The sequence below is a fragment of the Achromobacter sp. B7 genome (genome assembly GCF_003600685.1).
GTDB lineage: Bacteria > Pseudomonadota > Gammaproteobacteria > Burkholderiales > Burkholderiaceae_B > Achromobacter > Achromobacter spanius_B.
Window position 1 is genome coordinate 4,409,018 of record NZ_CP032084.1, and the last position, 15,097, is coordinate 4,424,114.

At 65.8% G+C, this 15,097-nt stretch carries 16 protein-coding genes; 9 read left to right on the plus strand and 7 right to left on the minus strand.

Translation table 11 applies throughout. The features are described from left to right. Positions 1-3: 3 nt before the first annotated feature. Both DVB37_RS19860 and glf read right to left on the minus strand, forming a co-directional pair. Positions 4-1,149: a beta-glucosidase gene (locus DVB37_RS19860; protein ID WP_120156541.1), complete on the minus strand. Its 1,146-nt coding sequence runs from the start codon at positions 1,147-1,149 to the stop codon at positions 4-6. A 13-nt stretch (positions 1,150-1,162) separates the two neighbouring features. Next, the gene (gene glf / locus DVB37_RS28970; protein WP_120156542.1) at positions 1,163-3,541 is read right to left on the minus strand and encodes a UDP-galactopyranose mutase; all 2,379 of its coding nucleotides are present in this window, start codon (positions 3,539-3,541) and stop codon (positions 1,163-1,165) included. Positions 3,542-3,770: 229 nt separating this feature from the next. Between glf and DVB37_RS19870 the strand changes: the two genes are divergently transcribed. The 4 genes from DVB37_RS19870 to DVB37_RS19885 all read left to right on the plus strand — a co-directional run bounded on the left by DVB37_RS19870 (position 3,771) and on the right by DVB37_RS19885 (position 5,819). Continuing rightward, positions 3,771-4,037, plus strand: coding sequence for a hypothetical protein (locus DVB37_RS19870; RefSeq protein ID WP_104144162.1), 267 nt, complete (start codon positions 3,771-3,773; stop codon positions 4,035-4,037). After that, a complete protein-coding gene (locus DVB37_RS19875; RefSeq protein ID WP_104144163.1) occupies positions 4,027-4,494 on the plus strand; it encodes a hypothetical protein in 468 nt (155 codons plus the stop codon). Before DVB37_RS19870 ends, DVB37_RS19875 begins: the two co-directional genes overlap by 11 nt. Further along, a complete protein-coding gene (locus DVB37_RS19880; protein WP_120156543.1) occupies positions 4,491-5,315 on the plus strand; it encodes a DUF2243 domain-containing protein in 825 nt (274 codons plus the stop codon). Before DVB37_RS19875 ends, DVB37_RS19880 begins: the two co-directional genes overlap by 4 nt. Before the next feature lie 285 nt (positions 5,316-5,600). Continuing rightward, complete coding sequence (locus DVB37_RS19885) at positions 5,601-5,819, plus strand: hypothetical protein (RefSeq protein ID WP_046807128.1); 219 nt, start codon at positions 5,601-5,603, stop codon at positions 5,817-5,819. 38 nt (positions 5,820-5,857) lie between these two features. Here DVB37_RS19885 and DVB37_RS19890 read toward each other — a convergent pair whose 3' ends face one another. From DVB37_RS19890 to DVB37_RS19905, 4 genes are all read right to left on the minus strand, one after another. Next, on the minus strand, positions 5,858-6,190 hold the full coding sequence (locus DVB37_RS19890; RefSeq protein ID WP_046807127.1) for a four-helix bundle copper-binding protein: 333 nt from the start codon (positions 6,188-6,190) through the stop codon (positions 5,858-5,860). Positions 6,191-6,271: 81 nt separating this feature from the next. After that, positions 6,272-7,279, minus strand: coding sequence for a chemotaxis protein CheB (locus DVB37_RS19895; RefSeq protein ID WP_120156544.1), 1,008 nt, complete (start codon positions 7,277-7,279; stop codon positions 6,272-6,274). Between the two features lie 38 nt (positions 7,280-7,317). After that, positions 7,318-7,704, minus strand: coding sequence for a hypothetical protein (locus DVB37_RS19900; RefSeq protein ID WP_146073912.1), 387 nt, complete (start codon positions 7,702-7,704; stop codon positions 7,318-7,320). A 13-nt stretch (positions 7,705-7,717) separates the two neighbouring features. Next, the gene (locus tag DVB37_RS19905) at positions 7,718-7,897 is read right to left on the minus strand and encodes a hypothetical protein (protein WP_104144168.1); all 180 of its coding nucleotides are present in this window, start codon (positions 7,895-7,897) and stop codon (positions 7,718-7,720) included. Between the two features lie 199 nt (positions 7,898-8,096). Between DVB37_RS19905 and DVB37_RS19910 the strand changes: the two genes are divergently transcribed. The 3 genes from DVB37_RS19910 (at position 8,097) to DVB37_RS19920 (ending at position 12,885) form a co-directional block, all read left to right on the plus strand. Then, positions 8,097-11,231, plus strand: coding sequence for a CheR family methyltransferase (locus tag DVB37_RS19910; RefSeq protein ID WP_120156545.1), 3,135 nt, complete (start codon positions 8,097-8,099; stop codon positions 11,229-11,231). A 10-nt stretch (positions 11,232-11,241) separates the two neighbouring features. Further along, on the plus strand, positions 11,242-11,619 hold the full coding sequence (locus DVB37_RS19915) for a response regulator (protein WP_046807122.1): 378 nt from the start codon (positions 11,242-11,244) through the stop codon (positions 11,617-11,619). A 66-nt stretch (positions 11,620-11,685) separates the two neighbouring features. Then, positions 11,686-12,885 (plus strand): mechanosensitive ion channel family protein, encoded by a 1,200-nt coding sequence (locus tag DVB37_RS19920; protein ID WP_240433943.1) that lies wholly within the window; start codon positions 11,686-11,688, stop codon positions 12,883-12,885. 197 nt (positions 12,886-13,082) lie between these two features. On the opposite strand, the gene DVB37_RS19925 is transcribed toward DVB37_RS19920, so the two are convergent. Beyond that, on the minus strand, positions 13,083-13,337 hold the full coding sequence (locus DVB37_RS19925) for a hypothetical protein (RefSeq protein WP_046807121.1): 255 nt from the start codon (positions 13,335-13,337) through the stop codon (positions 13,083-13,085). A gap of 179 nt (positions 13,338-13,516) precedes the next feature. On the opposite strand from DVB37_RS19925, the gene DVB37_RS19930 reads away from it, so the two are divergent. Next, entirely contained in the window at positions 13,517-14,047 is a 531-nt protein-coding gene (locus DVB37_RS19930; RefSeq protein WP_120156547.1) for a CinA family protein, read from the plus strand. Positions 14,048-14,219: 172 nt separating this feature from the next. Then, positions 14,220-15,056: an alpha/beta fold hydrolase gene (locus DVB37_RS19935; protein WP_120156548.1), complete on the plus strand. Its 837-nt coding sequence runs from the start codon at positions 14,220-14,222 to the stop codon at positions 15,054-15,056. Positions 15,057-15,097 lie beyond the last annotated feature (41 nt).

Sequence of the window (15,097 nt, forward strand, 5' to 3'; positions counted from 1 at the left end):
GGTTCAACCCCCTAGTGCAACGGCGCGCGGCGCGTCCAGCAAGCCGGCCGGGCCATCACCAAAGCGCGCTGCCTGTTTACGCAGCTCGACTTCCAACGGCGCGTAGACCGCGCGTTGGCCTGTGTCCGACGGCGCGCTGAGCAAGCCGGTCGAACAGTAGCGGTTGTCTTCCCACCCGGGGTAGTCCGTGACCGGGTACAGGCAGATGCCCGCCACATCCACTCCCGCGCCGCGCGCGAGCAGCGCCTGGTCCGCCACGTAGCGCAGCCACGGCGCGCGCGCCGCGCCTTCCGCGCCCGTCTCTGCGATCAGGATCGGACGGCCATGGCGCTGCGCCTGCTCTGCCAGCAACTCCCCCAGCGGCCGGTAGCGCGGGTCGTCATGGCGCAACTGCGGGCCGCAATGCAGCCACTGGTTGTGCGGGTAGTAATTGACGCCCACGATATCCAGGTAGCGCTCGTCACCGCCCAATTCCGGCTGCGTGCGGCCGGTGATCATGTCCACCGCTTCGAACTGCGAGGCGTTGGCGGCGGCGGCCGGGCCGTCGTCACCGGGTTGCCACGGATGCACCGCAATCATCGGCTCGGCGGCCAAAAAACGCGCGCCGGGATCGATCTCGCGAATGGCGTCGGCCGCCTGCACAAAGGCCCGCACCAGCTGCCGCTTAAGCTCGCCTCCCCGCCCGGTGCCGCATGGGCTGAAGTGCGCCATGTCGCCGCCTGCCCAGCTCCAGTACGAAATCTCGTTGATCGGGCAAAACCAGGTCGGCAGCTCCGACTCTTGTGCGATCAGGCGCGCGACGGCGGCGGCATAGCGCGCAAACGCCTCGGGAAAGCGGCTGGACCAGATGTCGATCCACTGGGGCCAGCCAAAGTGGCATAAATCCCAGATGACCTGCATGCCGGTCGCGCGCGCCGCCCGCAACATGGGCAGCACGCTGGACCAGTCGTAGGCATAGGGCGCCGGGTTGACCAGGTGCCAGCGCACGCCGTCGCGCGCGGTGCGCAGCCCCAGCGACACGGCGTGGGCATAGTCCGACTCGGCCCATTGGGCGTGGCCGGTGGACGCCAGCAGATCCAGCTGGCGTCCGTCGGGAAAGCGGTGGCATGAACATTCGAAACCCGCCAGGAAAGCACTTTGAAAATGCATCGGGCGCCCCCGCTCAGGCGACAAGCGCGGTGTGCACCTCGGCGTTCTTCGCGGCGATGGCCTCGTACGTGGCCAAGGCCTGCGCGACCACCTGGTCCATGTTGTAGTAGCGATACGTGGCCAAGCGCCCCACGAAATGCACACCGGGGGTGGCATCCGCAAGCGCCTGGTAACGCTGGAACAGCGCGGCGTTTTCGGGTCGCGGGATCGGGTAGTAAGGGTCGCCCTGCGCCGACGGATATTCGTAAGTGATGGCCGTGCGCGCATGCTGTTGGCCGGTCAGGTGCTTGTATTCCGTGACGCGGGTGTACGGCACATCTTCGGACGGGTAATTCACCACACCCACCGGTTGATGCCATTCTTCGTCCAGCGTTTCGTGGCGGAACTTCAAGGATCGATACGGTAGCGCACCGAAGCGGTAGCCGAAGTATTCATCGATGGGGCCGGTGTAGATCAGGCCATCGAAGGTGAACGCGGCGCGGGCTTCTTGATAATCCAGCCCCAGGGCCAGCGATATGTTCGGATGGTCCAGCATGCGTTCGAACATGCGCGTGTAGCCGTGCAGCGGCATGCATTGGTGGCGGTCGGTGAAGTAGCGGTCGTCGGTGGACAGGCGCGTGGGTACGCGGGCGGCCACGGAACGGTCCAGCTGTGACGGGTCCAGCCCCCACTGCTTGCGCGTGTAGCCGCGAAAGAAGGTCTCGTACAATTCACGGCCAACTTGCGACACCACGAAATCTTCCGACGTGGCCACGTTGGCGATGGGTTCGGCCACCGACTTCAGAAAGCGCTCGGCCTCTTCGGCCGAAAAGCGCTTGCCGTACAGCTTTTCCAAGGTGGTCAGGTTGATCGGCATGGGGACCAGCCCCTTGGGCGTTTCCGCCAGCACGCGGTGTTCATAGCTGCGCCACGCCGTGAAGCGCGAGAGGTATTCCAGCACCTTGGCGGAATTGGTGTGGAAGATGTGCGGACCATAACGGTGCAGCAGCAGGCCGGCATCGTTGAAGTAGTCATACGCGTTGCCGCCCACGTGCGGGCGCTTGTCCACCACCATCACGCGCTTGCCGCTGCCGCGCGCCAGCCGTTCGGCAAGCACGCTGCCGGCAAAGCCCGCGCCCACGATCATGTAGTCGTAGTGCCGCACGGTGCCGGCCGACTTGACGGCGCGCGCGGGCTCGTGCGCCGCCGCGCGACGCGTTGCGCTGCTGGTGTAGGCGCGGTTCATCACGCGGCACATGCCGTCCCAGCTGGCGTCCCACGACATCCCGCGCAGCGCATGGTCGGCCTTGGCAAGCAGGAGGTCGGGGGTCTTGGCGGCCTGCAACGCGGCCGCGGCGGCGTCCACGAAGGCGGACGCGTCCTGCGCGATGAACACCACGTCAGAACCGCCATAAGTGCGCACCACGTCGTTGATGGGCGTGGACACCACGGGCCGCCCCGCCGCCAGATATTCAGGCGTCTTGGTCGGGCTGATGAAGCGCGTGGATTCGTTCAGCGCGAACGGCATCAACGCAACGTCCCAGCCCGCCAGATAAGCAGGCAACTGGTCATACGAACGCGGTCCCAGGTAATGGATGTTGGCGGCCTGCGGCAATTCAGCGGGGTCTATCTTGACCACCGGGCCAATGAACACAAAATGCCAGTCTGGCGCCAAGGCCGCCACCTCGGCGACCAGACGCGTGTCGAAGCGTTCGTCCAGCACACCGTAGAAGCCCAGGCGCGGACCGGGTATTTCTTGCAAGTCGGCCGGAATTTGCGTGACGGCGCGCGCCTGCCCAAAGTGCGCGCAGTCCACGCTGCTGGGAAACGCGTGCACATTGGGATGCAGGCGGCTCTTGGATTCATACAGGCTGTGGCCGCCGCAAAACACCACGTCGGCGCGCGCCAGCAGGCGCTTTTCCATGTCGACCAATTCCGGCGGCGCGCCACGAAATGCGGACAGCTCGTCCATGCAGTCGTACACGACGAGGCTGGCTTCGACCTGATCCGAGAACGGCAGGCTCATGGGCGTGTAGTACCAGAGCACCGGCCGCGTCACGCCGTCGGCCCAGAGCTTTTCCTGCAACAGCCGGCGGTGGCTTTCCACCCAGTTATCGCGCGCCAGGTGCGGGGTCAGCACGGTGACGCCGTCGCACTGATTTTCCTCCAGCCAGCCATGCCGCGCGCTGTCCACCCAAACTGGCTCTTCAACGTAATAGACGGTGTGCGAGCGCGCAAACCGGGTCATCAGATGTTGGGGGCGCTGGAACACGAAGTTCCAACGCAAGTGCGAAAAGCAAACGATGGCGGGAGTATCGCGTGCCAGCCATGAGCTGCCCGACAAGGCATCTTCAAGGTAGGTGCGTTCGGCTGCCGGCTGGTGGCCGGATCGAGAGTCGACAGTGCTGCTCATGGGGATACTCCAAAGGAGAAATAAGGGGCAAGGGAAGGGCGCGACGGATGCCGCAATTGGCGTGCCGAAAACTTGCCGATTGCGGGGCCGGATCACGCGGTCTTGCGCAGGCGGGCCGGCTGTCTTGCCGCCTGTTCGCCGTCAGGCTTTTGAAGGGCCTTGCGGCGGCGTCGCGGGCACGCCAATTGCTCGCCTGCCGGACTCGTTGAACCCCGCCAGGAGAGCTCCCATGCCCCAACCCCCATCAGACGGTTCCCGCAAGACCATCCCCGGCCAGCCCGACGTCAACGCTGGCGCGTTGCGGCCGTCGTCCAAACCTCAGGCATCGCGTGACATTCCGGACATTGACCATCCGCCCGCCGCGCGCAGCCACGAGGGCACGGGCTTTGACCGCGCCGAGGCCCAGGAAGAAACCGAGGCGCGCACCGGCACCTTGCCCGGCTCGAACGACACGCGCCCCGCGCCACCGCGCGAGGAGTCGGAAGATGATCGTTGAAGCCTTTCAGCGCCCGGACGGCAAATGGAGCTTTCGCGGCATAGCCATGCTGGGCGTGCAGCAGGACGCCCGCGCCTATCCCACCTGCGAAGCCGCCGTAGAAGCCGCCCGCACCGAATATCCGGACTACGCGGTGTCCATTGTTGAACCTGAATTCCAGGAGCCCCCCATGAAGCCCACGCAAGCAGAGAAAGCCACCAACCCGCCCACCGCTGGCAGCGGCGCGGTGGAGCCGTCCACCGAGGACCAGGTGGATATCGCCAACCGTGTTCAGGACGGCATCAAGCACGCCGATGACCATAGCGAGAAAGGCCGGCAGCCGGCCACCCGCGCGGGCGGCGTCAAACCCATGGATGGCAACCCCAACCCCGAGCGCGACACCGAAGGCGATACCTTCAAGCCGGCGGACGACACACCGGCGGTGTTGCCCAAACGTTCTGGCCCGGTCTCGCAATGAACGCGCCGCTGCGGGCCGGCCCGGCCGCCACCCTGCCCCGCCGCCATCCGTGGGCGGGTTTTTTATTGGGCTTCGGCATGGGGGGCTTTTTCGACGGCATCCTGCTGCATCAGATATTGCAATGGCACCACCTTCTTTCCGGTCTGAACGCGGCATCCCTGGCTGATTTGCGCGTGCAAGTCGTGGCCGATGGCGTTTTCCACGCCCTGATGTATGCGGTGGCAGGGGCAGGCTTGTGGAGTCTGTACCGCTCGCGCGGTGCCGGCATGCCGCCGCGCAAGCGTCTGCTGGCCGAATTCCTGATCGGCTTTGGGGCATGGCATGTGATCGATGCCGTGTTGTCGCATTGGGTGGTGGGCCTGCATCGGCTACGCATGGATGTGGCCGACCCCTTGCCCTGGGAGCTGGCGTGGCTGGTCCTGTTTGGGATCGTGCCGCTTCTGGCGGGGTGGGCGCTGCGGCGGCAAGGAGCGGGCGCGGGGGGCGCGGGCGGCGCGGGCGGCGCCGCCGTGTCCGCGTTGCTGGCCGTGGTCATCACCACGGCGGCGGCCCTGAACCTGTATCCGGTGTCGGCGCCGGCCCAGGACACGTCGGTGGTGGTGTTGCGGCCGGGCGCCAGCGCGGCGGGTCTGCTGGCCGCGCTGGACGGCACGGACGCCCGCGTGGTGTGGGCGGACGCGTCGGGCGGCGTGTGGGTATTGGCGGATGCGCCCAGCGCGACGTTGTTTTCCCTGTTTGGCGCGGGCGCGCTTTACGTCAGCGGCGCCAGCGCACCGGGCGGCTGCTCGGCGTGGATTGCGCCGCGCGACGGGCGGGCCTGATAGGCGCTACCCGTGACGGTGCTGCCGGGACGGCGCTGCCCCGACGGGCGCTGCCCGGGGCGGGCTCCTGGGGAAGCCGCTCCTGGGGAAGGTGCTCCCGGGAAGGTGCTCCCGGGGAAGGTGCTCCCGGGAAGGTGCTCCCGGGGAAGGTGCTCCCGGGGAAGGTGCTCTTCTTTGGGCACGGCACTTGCTGTATAGGACCGCGGCCTGCGCCGCATTCCTTTGCAGACCCGCACGGCGTGGGCGGGACCCTTCCACACACGTCCTTGGATTACAGGATCGACCATGGCCTCCCCCACCTTGCCCTCCGTGCCGCAAGCCGCCCCGCTGCCGCTGGCCGGCGCCGCGACCTCGCTTCCGATCACGCCCGCGACTCGTTTGCCGCTTGCCGGTCCCGCAACCGGCTTCCGGCTGTCGCTAGGTATTTTGTTGGCCATCGTGTTCTGGATGGTGGCCGGCTCGCTCCTGGTGACGCTTTGGCTGGCGTCGCAGCGGCTGGCGTAGCCGGCCAGTCGCGCCCGCGCGTGCAGGGCGCCATCCGTTCAGGCCGCCATCTTTTTGCAGCTGTCGGCGCAGCGCCGGCAGGCTGCAACGCAGTCGTCCATGCCACCGACGCCTTCGCAGCTGTCCGCGCAAGCGGCGCATATTTCGGCGCACGCGCCGCAAACGCGATCGTGTTGTTCGATGCCAATCAGCATCGTGTGCGCGGCCGTACGGCAGATTTCTGCGCAGGCCATCATCAGGCGGAAGTGTTCGGGTTCGACATGTTCGCCGCCCGCCTCCAGGCAGTGGTTGGACGCGGTTTGCAGGCAGTGCCGATAGCAGGCCAGGCAGTTGTCGATGCAGGCTTCCATTTCTTTGTTCACGGCGGTCATCGCTGATCTCCTTGCATAGTTATCCCCGGGGTGGGACCGCAAGGGCCGCAAATCGCATTCCTGCCGCGCTCGGCGCGCCGGTCAAGCGATGTCGGTCTTCGCCAAGGGGCCGTCGGTGGTCGCGGCCAGGCTGCGTAGTTGCTGGTAGGCCGCTTCCCATTGCGCCACCGACGCCCGCAACCGGCCCGTGGCGTCGGCCGTTGCCCCGCCCGTAGCGATTTCTTCACTGGCCAGCAAAATACGCTCGCGCAGCAGGCGGGCGGCGGACCAGATGGCATCGTCAACCTGCTCGGCCTGCGCGGCGTTCAGCGAGGCGGAGGAGAATGCGTGACCGGTGTGGCACCGATACCGGACGGGCACGCCCGTGTCCACGCGCCAGATTGCGCCGCCACATTCCGGGCAGGTCAGGCCTACCTGCCGCCCGATGCGTTCGAGCACGGCCGCCGAGGACTGGCCCGTTTCCGTCATGCGCGACTCGGTGCGCAGCGTTTCGGACGGCCCGCTGCCCGCTGCGCGAGGCGCCACTGCTGTGTTGATCGCTTTAGCCATCGCATTTCCAATTTGTTGAAGCGGCAGCACCTGCGCCGTGGGCACGGCCGCGATCGCGTTGGCAGGCATATCCTGCGCCACGCTGTCCTCCGGGTCCTGCACGATGGCAAAACCGCCACACGCGTGCACCGATTTCAGCCCGGCCGAGCCATCGTCCAGGCGCCCGGTCAGGACGATGCCCACGACGCGCGGCCCGTAATGCACGGCGGCTGAACGAAACAACGGGTCCGCCGCCGGCCGCGTGAAGTTTTCCTTCGGGCCACGCGTCAACACTGTGGCGTCATGCTGCAAAATCATGTGCCGGTCGGGCGGCGCGATATAGACGACGCCGGGCGCGAAGGGCTGGCCATCCTCGGCATGTTGCACCTGCCAGCGCGTACGGTTTTGCAGCAGGCTGGGCAGGACGCTGCGGTAGCCGTCCACATGCATCGCCACGAACACCGATGCGCGCAGGCCTGGGTCCAGATCGCCCAACAAGACCTCCAGCGCGGCCAGGCCGCCCGTGGAGACCGCCACCACCACGATGTCTCGGTTTTGCATGATGCGCCGCCTTTGCTTTACATGGCGTCCGGCCTTTTTCAGCGGCCGAACATGTTGGTCTTGTGTCCGCCCGAGCCCGCCTTGCCGCCGGGAATCTGCCCGTCGGGCGCCGGGTTGGCCGATGAGCCCTTGACCGTGCCCTGCCCCTGCACCGGCTGCGACGGCGTGGTGCCCGGCGCGGCCTGCGGCACGGTGGGCGGCGGGCGCGACGGATCGCCTTTGGATGGTGCCGGTGCGCCGCTGTCCGGCGCGGGCCCCTGGGGCGCCGGCGTGCCGGCAGGCGGCGGGCCACCCTGCCCCGCCGGCCCCGCCGGGCCACCGGCCGATTGCGCGAAGGTCAACGGCGCCCAGGCCAGGCCCGCCGCCAAAGCGAGGGCAAGCGCTGAGCGGCGAGCGCCATGCAAACTATGCCCAGGATGTGTCATGGCGTGTTCTCCTTTAAGGCTTGCTACGCGAACCGGCGCCGCGATTGCGCTGGCTCTGCTGATCCTGGCCGGTGCCGATCTGCGTGACATGGCCTTCTTTCTTGCTGCGGTTCTGCGTGTCGCGGTGGCTGGCCTGCGCTTCGCGCGGGGTGTCGTCGGCGGTGGGGTTGGGCTTGTTGTCTTTGGATTTCATCGCGAATTCCTTTTGAAAAGTGGCGCTTGTCTTCCAGCAAGCTGCATTCCTGAAACCGCCGTCGCATAGCACCGTTACCGCACGGTTTTTTCAGGGTGCGTCCCGCATAGGTATGTAGATTTTTCCGACCGGGACACCCAGTGATTCCCCGTGCTAACGTCGTCGAATATCATCCTGCTTTTCCCATTTTTGGAACGACATGACCCTTTCCAGTGCCGCTTTTGTTGTGGGTATCGGTGCTTCCGCCGGCGGCGTGGAGGCCCTGGAAGGTTTCTTTGCGGGCATTCCCAAAGAGCCCGACATGTCGTTCATCGTGGTGACGCATCTGGGCCCGGGCCGCGAAAGCCATCTGCCGGAGGTCATCGGCCGCCACACGTCGTTGCCGGTCAACACCGCGGAAAACGACATGGCGATCGAGATGAACCAGGTCTATGTACTGGGGGCGGACGCCGACATCTCGATCAGCCAGGGCCGCATCAAGCTTGCCGCCACGTCCGGCCAGCGCGCCGGGCGGCGCCCCATCGATCAGTTCTTCATGTCGCTGGCACGCGATTATGGCCAACGCGCGGTGGGCATTGTGCTGTCCGGCAGCGATTCCGACGGCACCCTGGGCTTGAAGACCATCAAGGAATATGGCGGCATCACCATGGCCCAGGCCCCGAATGGCAACGGGCCGGCCTATGCCGAAATGCCCGACAGCGCCATCGGCGCCGGCATCATCGACTTTGCGCTGCCCGCAGTCGAAATGGGCACGCGCCTGCACATGCTTGACGCCGCGCCGACCTCCCCGATCGGCCTGTTAAGCGCCGACGAAGACGAAGCCATGCTCCCCGAAATGGAAAGGATCAAGTCGGACATCTATGCGATTTTGCTGACCCGCACGGGCCATGATTTCAGCGGTTACAAAAGCAAGACCTTCATGCGTCGCGTGCATCGCCGCATGAAGGTAAACCAGTCGGACTCGCTGGAGGCCTACCTGGCGTACCTGCGGCAAACGCCCCAGGAAGCCGGCGCGCTGTTTCGTGACCTGTTGATCAGCGTGACCGACTTCTTCCGCGACCCCGAGGCGTTCGAGGCGCTGGCCAAGCTGGTGGTGCCGCAGCTGCTGGAAGGGCGCAGCGTTGGCGATACCGTCAGGGTGTGGGTGCCTGGCTGTGCCACCGGCGAAGAAGTCTATTCGCTTGCCATCCTGCTGCGCGAGCACATGGACAAGATGGATACGCCTCCGCGCGTGCAGCTGTTCGCCACCGACATCGACGAGCGGGCGCTGAATATTGCGCGCACGGCCCGCTATCCGGGCACGCTGCTGGACAGCGTCAGCCCGGAACGCCGCGAGCGGTTCTTCATTGCCGATGGCGAAAGTTATCTGGTCAGCAAGCAGATCCGCGAACTGTGCATTTTTTCGCCGCACAGCGTTTTGCGCGACCCGCCCTTTTCGCGCATCGACCTGGTGTCGTGCCGCAATCTGTTGATCTATTTCGGCGGCACCATTCAGAAGCAGGTGTTCCCGACGTTCCATTACGCGCTGCGCAGCGGCGGCTATCTGTTCCTGGGCATGTCGGAAAACACGACGCAGTTCTCCGATATGTTCGGCCCCGTGGACAAAAAGCATCGGATTTTCCAGCGGCGCAGCGACATCGCCGTACGCCCGCGACCGCATTTCAACCTGCCATCGGCGGGGATGCCGTCGTCGCAGGACCTTCTGCATCGGCGCCTGCCGGCCAGTGCCACGGGGCTGCGCCAATCCATCGATTCGCAGGTGCTGAACCAGCATGCGCCGCCCCACGTACTGGTCAACAAAGATGGCGACGTGGTGTATTACTCGGGCCGCACGGGCAAGTACCTGGAGGCGGCGGCGGGCGTGCCGACGCGCCAGATCCTGGCGCTGGCGCGCAAGGACCTGCGCCTGGACCTGCGCGCGCTGCTCAACGACGCCATGTCCACCGGCGTGACGGCCACGCGGCATAACGTGGCCATCGAAGGCGACGACGGCCGCGTGCAGCTGCTGCGCCTGACGGTGGACCCGTTGCTGGAGAACCGCGAAGGCGAACCGCTGTACCTGGTGCTGTTCGCCGACGACGGCCCGCCCGTCAGCCGCGAAGAGGCCGACGCCTATCTGCACGCCGCGCACATCGGCGCGGCCGAACAGATTGAAAGCGAGCTGCGCGAAACGCGCGACCGCCTGCAATCGACCATCGAGGAATACGAAACCGCGCTGGAAGAATTGAAGTCATCCAACGAAGAGCTGGTCTCGGTCAACGAAGAGTTGCAATCGTCCAACGAAGAGCTGGAAGCGTCCAAGGAAGAACTGGTGTCGCTCAACGAAGAGCTGCACACCGTGAATGCCGAATTGCAAGGCAAGGTCGACGAGCTGGACCGCAGCAACAGCGACCTGCACAACCTGTTTGCCAGCACCGCGTTCGCCACGCTGTTCCTGGACGGCAACCTGGTGATCCGCAGCTTCACGCCGCCCGTGTCAGACGTGTTCCGCATCTTGCCCAGCGACCGGGGTCGGCCCATTACCGACCTGGCCAGCCGCGTCCCGTTGCCCTCGTTCGCGCAAGACATCCAGCAGGTGTTTCGAACCCAGGAAGTGATCGAGCGCCGCATTGAAGGCGATGGCGACGCCAAGCACTACCTGCTGCGGCTGGCGCCTTACCGCGATGCCAACAACCGCGTGGACGGCGTGGTCGTCACCTTCATCGACATCACGCAGATCACGCAGGCCGAAAAGCGGCATCGCATCCTGATTGCCGAGCTGCAACACCGCACCCGCAACCTGCTGGCGCTGGTGCAGAGCATTGCGTATCGCACCCTGGGGCGTGGCGAGCCCTATGACCGGCTGGACAGCCGGCTGTCGGCGCTGAGCCGGGTGCAGGGCCTGCTAAGCGATGCGTCGCACGAGGCCGTGGATTTTGGCGAGATCGTGCGCCGCGAGCTGGACGCCGTGGGGCACGGGCAGCACGTGTCGGTGCAAGGCGAGCCCACGTTCGTCAGCGCGGAATGCAGCCAGTCACTGGCATTGGCGCTGCACGAACTGGGCACCAACGCGCTCAAGCATGGCGCCTTGAAATACTCCAGTGGGCAGTTGCAGGTGCAATGGCACACGCGGCCACAGGGCGACGGGCAGACGCTGGTTGTGGAATGGCACGAGTCCGGCCTGCCCACGCCGCCTGATACGCGCCGCAAGGGCTATGGGCGCGAGCTTATCGAACAGGCACTGACGTTCACCCTGCAAGCGCGCACGTCGCTGGATTTCAGGGAAGATGGCCTGCGCTGCCGTATTGAAGTTCCATTACGACCGTCGACCAACTTTAAGATCGCGGCCAAGTAAAAGGATCACCATGACTGAAACTCTCCCACTGTCGGCTTGCAAGTTGCTGATCGTTGAAGACGAATACGTCATTGCGGAAACGCTGGCGGAAGCGCTGCGCGAAGTGGGCGCCGAGATCGTCGGCATGATCGGATGGCTGGACGAGGCGACGCGCTTTGCCGACACACACGCCGGGCAATTCAATTGCGCGGTGGTTGACATCAATTTGCACGGCACGCTGTCTTATCCGCTGATCGATGCGTTGACGGCGCAGGGCGTGCATGTGGTGCTGCTGACGGGGTTTGGCGTCGAGGCCCTGGAAGCGTGCTATCGCGAATTTCCCCGTTGCGAAAAGCCCTTCAACCAGGCCAGATTGATATCGATGCTGCTGTCCCGGTTCGGCCAGTAGCCTGGCGCCGCCGCACGGCGGCACAACATTTGCTGCCCACCGCGAGTCCAACCTTGCGGAGGCGGTATGTTGAGTCAATGGATTTCCGGAACGCGCGCGCTCGCGGACCATCCCATCGCCCTGTGGCTGATCGCGGCGGCGGTCGCGGCCACCCTGTATTTGATATTGATCTTTGCGTTCCGCCTCGTGCGCACGCGGCTGGAGCGGCGCGCGGCGCAGCCCGGGCACGGCATGGCGGCGGGCGCGATCCGCGTCATGCAGCGCACCAGCTGGATCCTGCTGGCCATCTTCGCCTTGCTGATCGGCATCGACGTGGCGGGCGCGCCGTTCCCCTGGAGCGAAGGCGGTGCACAACATTTGTGGTTTGTGCTGATCGCGCTGCAACTGGCGCTATGGCTGGACCGCGCGGTGGACGTGGGCTTGAGCCACGCCCTGCACAACCGGGGCACCGTGACCGCAACCTTGCTGAGTTTTCTGCTGCGGGCGCTGGTGTGGGTGATCGCGCTGCTGGCCATGCTGGACAACCTGGGCGTGAACATCACCGCGCTGGTCGCCAGCCTGGGGATCGGTGGCGTGGCCGTGGCCTTGGCGGTGCAGACCATCTTGAGCGACCTGTTCGCGTCGATCTCCATCGGGTTGGACAAGCCCTTTGAAGCCGGCGACTTCATTGTGTTCGGGCAGGTGGCCGGCAGCATCGAGCACGTGGGGCTGAAAACCACGCGCATTCGCAGCCTGGGCGGCGAGCAGATCGTCTGCTCGAATACCGAGCTGCTCAAACAGACCATCCAAAACTACAAACGGATGCAACAACGGCGCATCGTGTTTTCAGTGCGCATTACGTACAAAACCGACGTGGAAAAAGTGGCCGCCGTGCCGGGCATTATTCGTTCGCAGATCGAGGGCCAGAGCGACACGCGCTTTGACCGCGCGCATCTGGCCCGATTTGGCGAGGGCGCGCTGGAGTTCGAGGCGGTCTATTACGTGCTGACGGCGGATTACAACCACTACATGGACATCCAGCAGGCGATCAACCTGGGGATCATGCGGCAGTTGCAGGCGGCGGGCATCGCGCTGGCATTGCCGGAACAGATCTTGCATATGCCGCGGGATGCGGCGGATGCGGCGCCGGCGGCGGAAGACGCGGCAGGGAATACGGCCGGGAATGCGGCGGGGAATGCGGCGGGATCCTCGCCCGGCAAGGGCGTTGGGTCGGCGGGGGGACGCAACCCGGGGGGGAGTGCGCCGCCCGCGCCGCTACCGGCCTAGCGGCGTAGCGGCGTAGCGGCTTAGCGGCGTAGCGGCTTAGCGGCGTAGCGGCTTAGCGGCGTAGCGGCTTAGCGGCGTAGCGGCTTAGCGGCGTAGCGGCTTAGCGGCGTAGCGGCTTAGCGGCGTAGCGGCTTAGCGGCGTAGCGGCTTAGCGGCCTGGCGGCCGGGCCGGGCGGAAACGCCCGGCATCCCGGCCATTACAGGCCGCGCGTGCTGCGCAGCCATTGCTGGTCGGCGATATTGGCGTCACCCAAGCGGTCGATACCGGGGGTCTGCTGCGGGTCCAGGCCCGGCATCGGATTGGGCAGGGCATCGGGCGGCCAGCGCCCGTCCTTGTCCCGTTCCTGGCCCGGCGCGCGGCGGTCCGGATTCTCGGCCGGGGATTGGTCGGGCTGGCCCTGGTTGGGCTGCGGCGAGGTCGGCTTTTGCTGCAGCGTCGACGGGATGTTCATGGCAGGCTCCTGGCGTTGGTGGGGCAACGGCCCCCATTGATGGGATGACGGAATGTCGGGATAACGCCATGCCGGAGCAACTGCCATGCCCGCAGCGCCGCCGGGAACGCGGTTTGCTTGGGGGGCACTCGCCTGGGGCAATGGCCATGACAAGGCGGCCCCCTTACCGGAGCGCAACGATGAACGCTATCGAACGAGTCGCGACATTCATGCAGGAAAACGACCTGACGCTGGTGACCGCCGAGTCCTGCACGGCGGGGCTGATTGCGGCCACCCTGGCCGACATTCCCGGCGCCGGCCAATTGCTGGACTGTGCCTTCGTCGTGTATTCCGTTGAGGCCAAGCAGCGTTGCCTGGGGGTGCCGCAGGCCACGCTGCGCTCGCACAATCTGACCAGCGAAGCCGTCGCGCGCGACATGGCGCTGGGCGCGGCGCGCAAAAGCCCCGCGAACGTGGCGGTGTCCAATACCGGCGTCACCGACGCCACCGACGACGAAATTCCCAGCGGCACGCAGTGCTACGCCTGGGTCTTCAAGATGGGCAATGCCGACGCCCACCCCGTGGTGTTCACCGCCACCAAGCGTTTCTCGGGCGACCGCAACAGCATACGCAAGGCCAGCGCCGAATATGCCCTGCAAGGGGTGGTAGAACACTATCGGGCGCTGCAAAAAGGCGGGGGCCGGGCCGGGGGCGGGGGCCAGAATGCCTAGTACTGCCGGCCCCCCCAGTGCAAGATGATTTCGTTCAAAGCCGGTTCATAATCTTCAAGCGCTGCAAGGTGGGCAGCGCTACGCTCAGGGTTTCGCGGCGCCGGGGCCGGCTTGTTCCCAAGCCTGCACCGACGCCCGCCCTCCCCGTGGCACCTACCCGGAGTACAAGCCCATGAGCACCATCACCACCCCCGACGGCGTGCAGATTTTCTTCAAGGACTGGGGTCCCAAGACCGCCCAGCCCATCATGTTCCACCATGGCTGGCCCTTGTCCAGCGACGACTGGGACGCGCAGATGCTGTACTTCGTGAACAAGGGGTTTCGCGTCATTGCGCACGACCGCCGTGGCCACGGACGCTCAAGCCAGGTCAGCGACGGCCATGATATGGACCACTACGCCGCCGACGCGTCCGCCGTGGTCGAACACCTGGACCTGCGCAATACGGTGCACATCGGCCATTCGACGGGCGGTGGCGAAGTGGCGCGCTATGTCGCCAAATTCGGCCAGCCGCAAGGCCGCGTCGCCAAGGCCGTGCTGGTCAGCGCCGTGCCTCCGCTGATGCTCAAGACCGAATCCAACCCAGGCGGCCTGCCGATGGAAGTGTTCGACGGCTTCCGCGAAGCGCTTGCCGCCAACCGCGCCCAATTCTACGTAGACGTGGCCTCGGGCCCGTTCTACGGATTTAACCGTTCGGGCGCCAAGGTGTCGCAGGGCGTCATCAACAACTGGTGGCGCCAAGGCATGATCGGCGGCGCGCGTGCCCATTACGAAGGCATCAAGGCGTTTTCCGAGACCGACCAGACCGAAGACCTGAAGGCCATCACCGTGCCCACGCTCGTCATGCACGGCGACGACGACCAGATCGTGCCCATCGACGACGCCTCGCGCCTGTCGGTCAAGCTGCTGAAAAACGGCACGTTGAAGGTGTATCAAGGCTTGCCGCACGGCATGTTGACGACCCACGCCGACATCATCAATCCGGACCTGCTGGCCTTTATCAAGGGCTGATTTACCGCGTGTACCCGGGAAGGGGCGGCGCAAATCGCCCC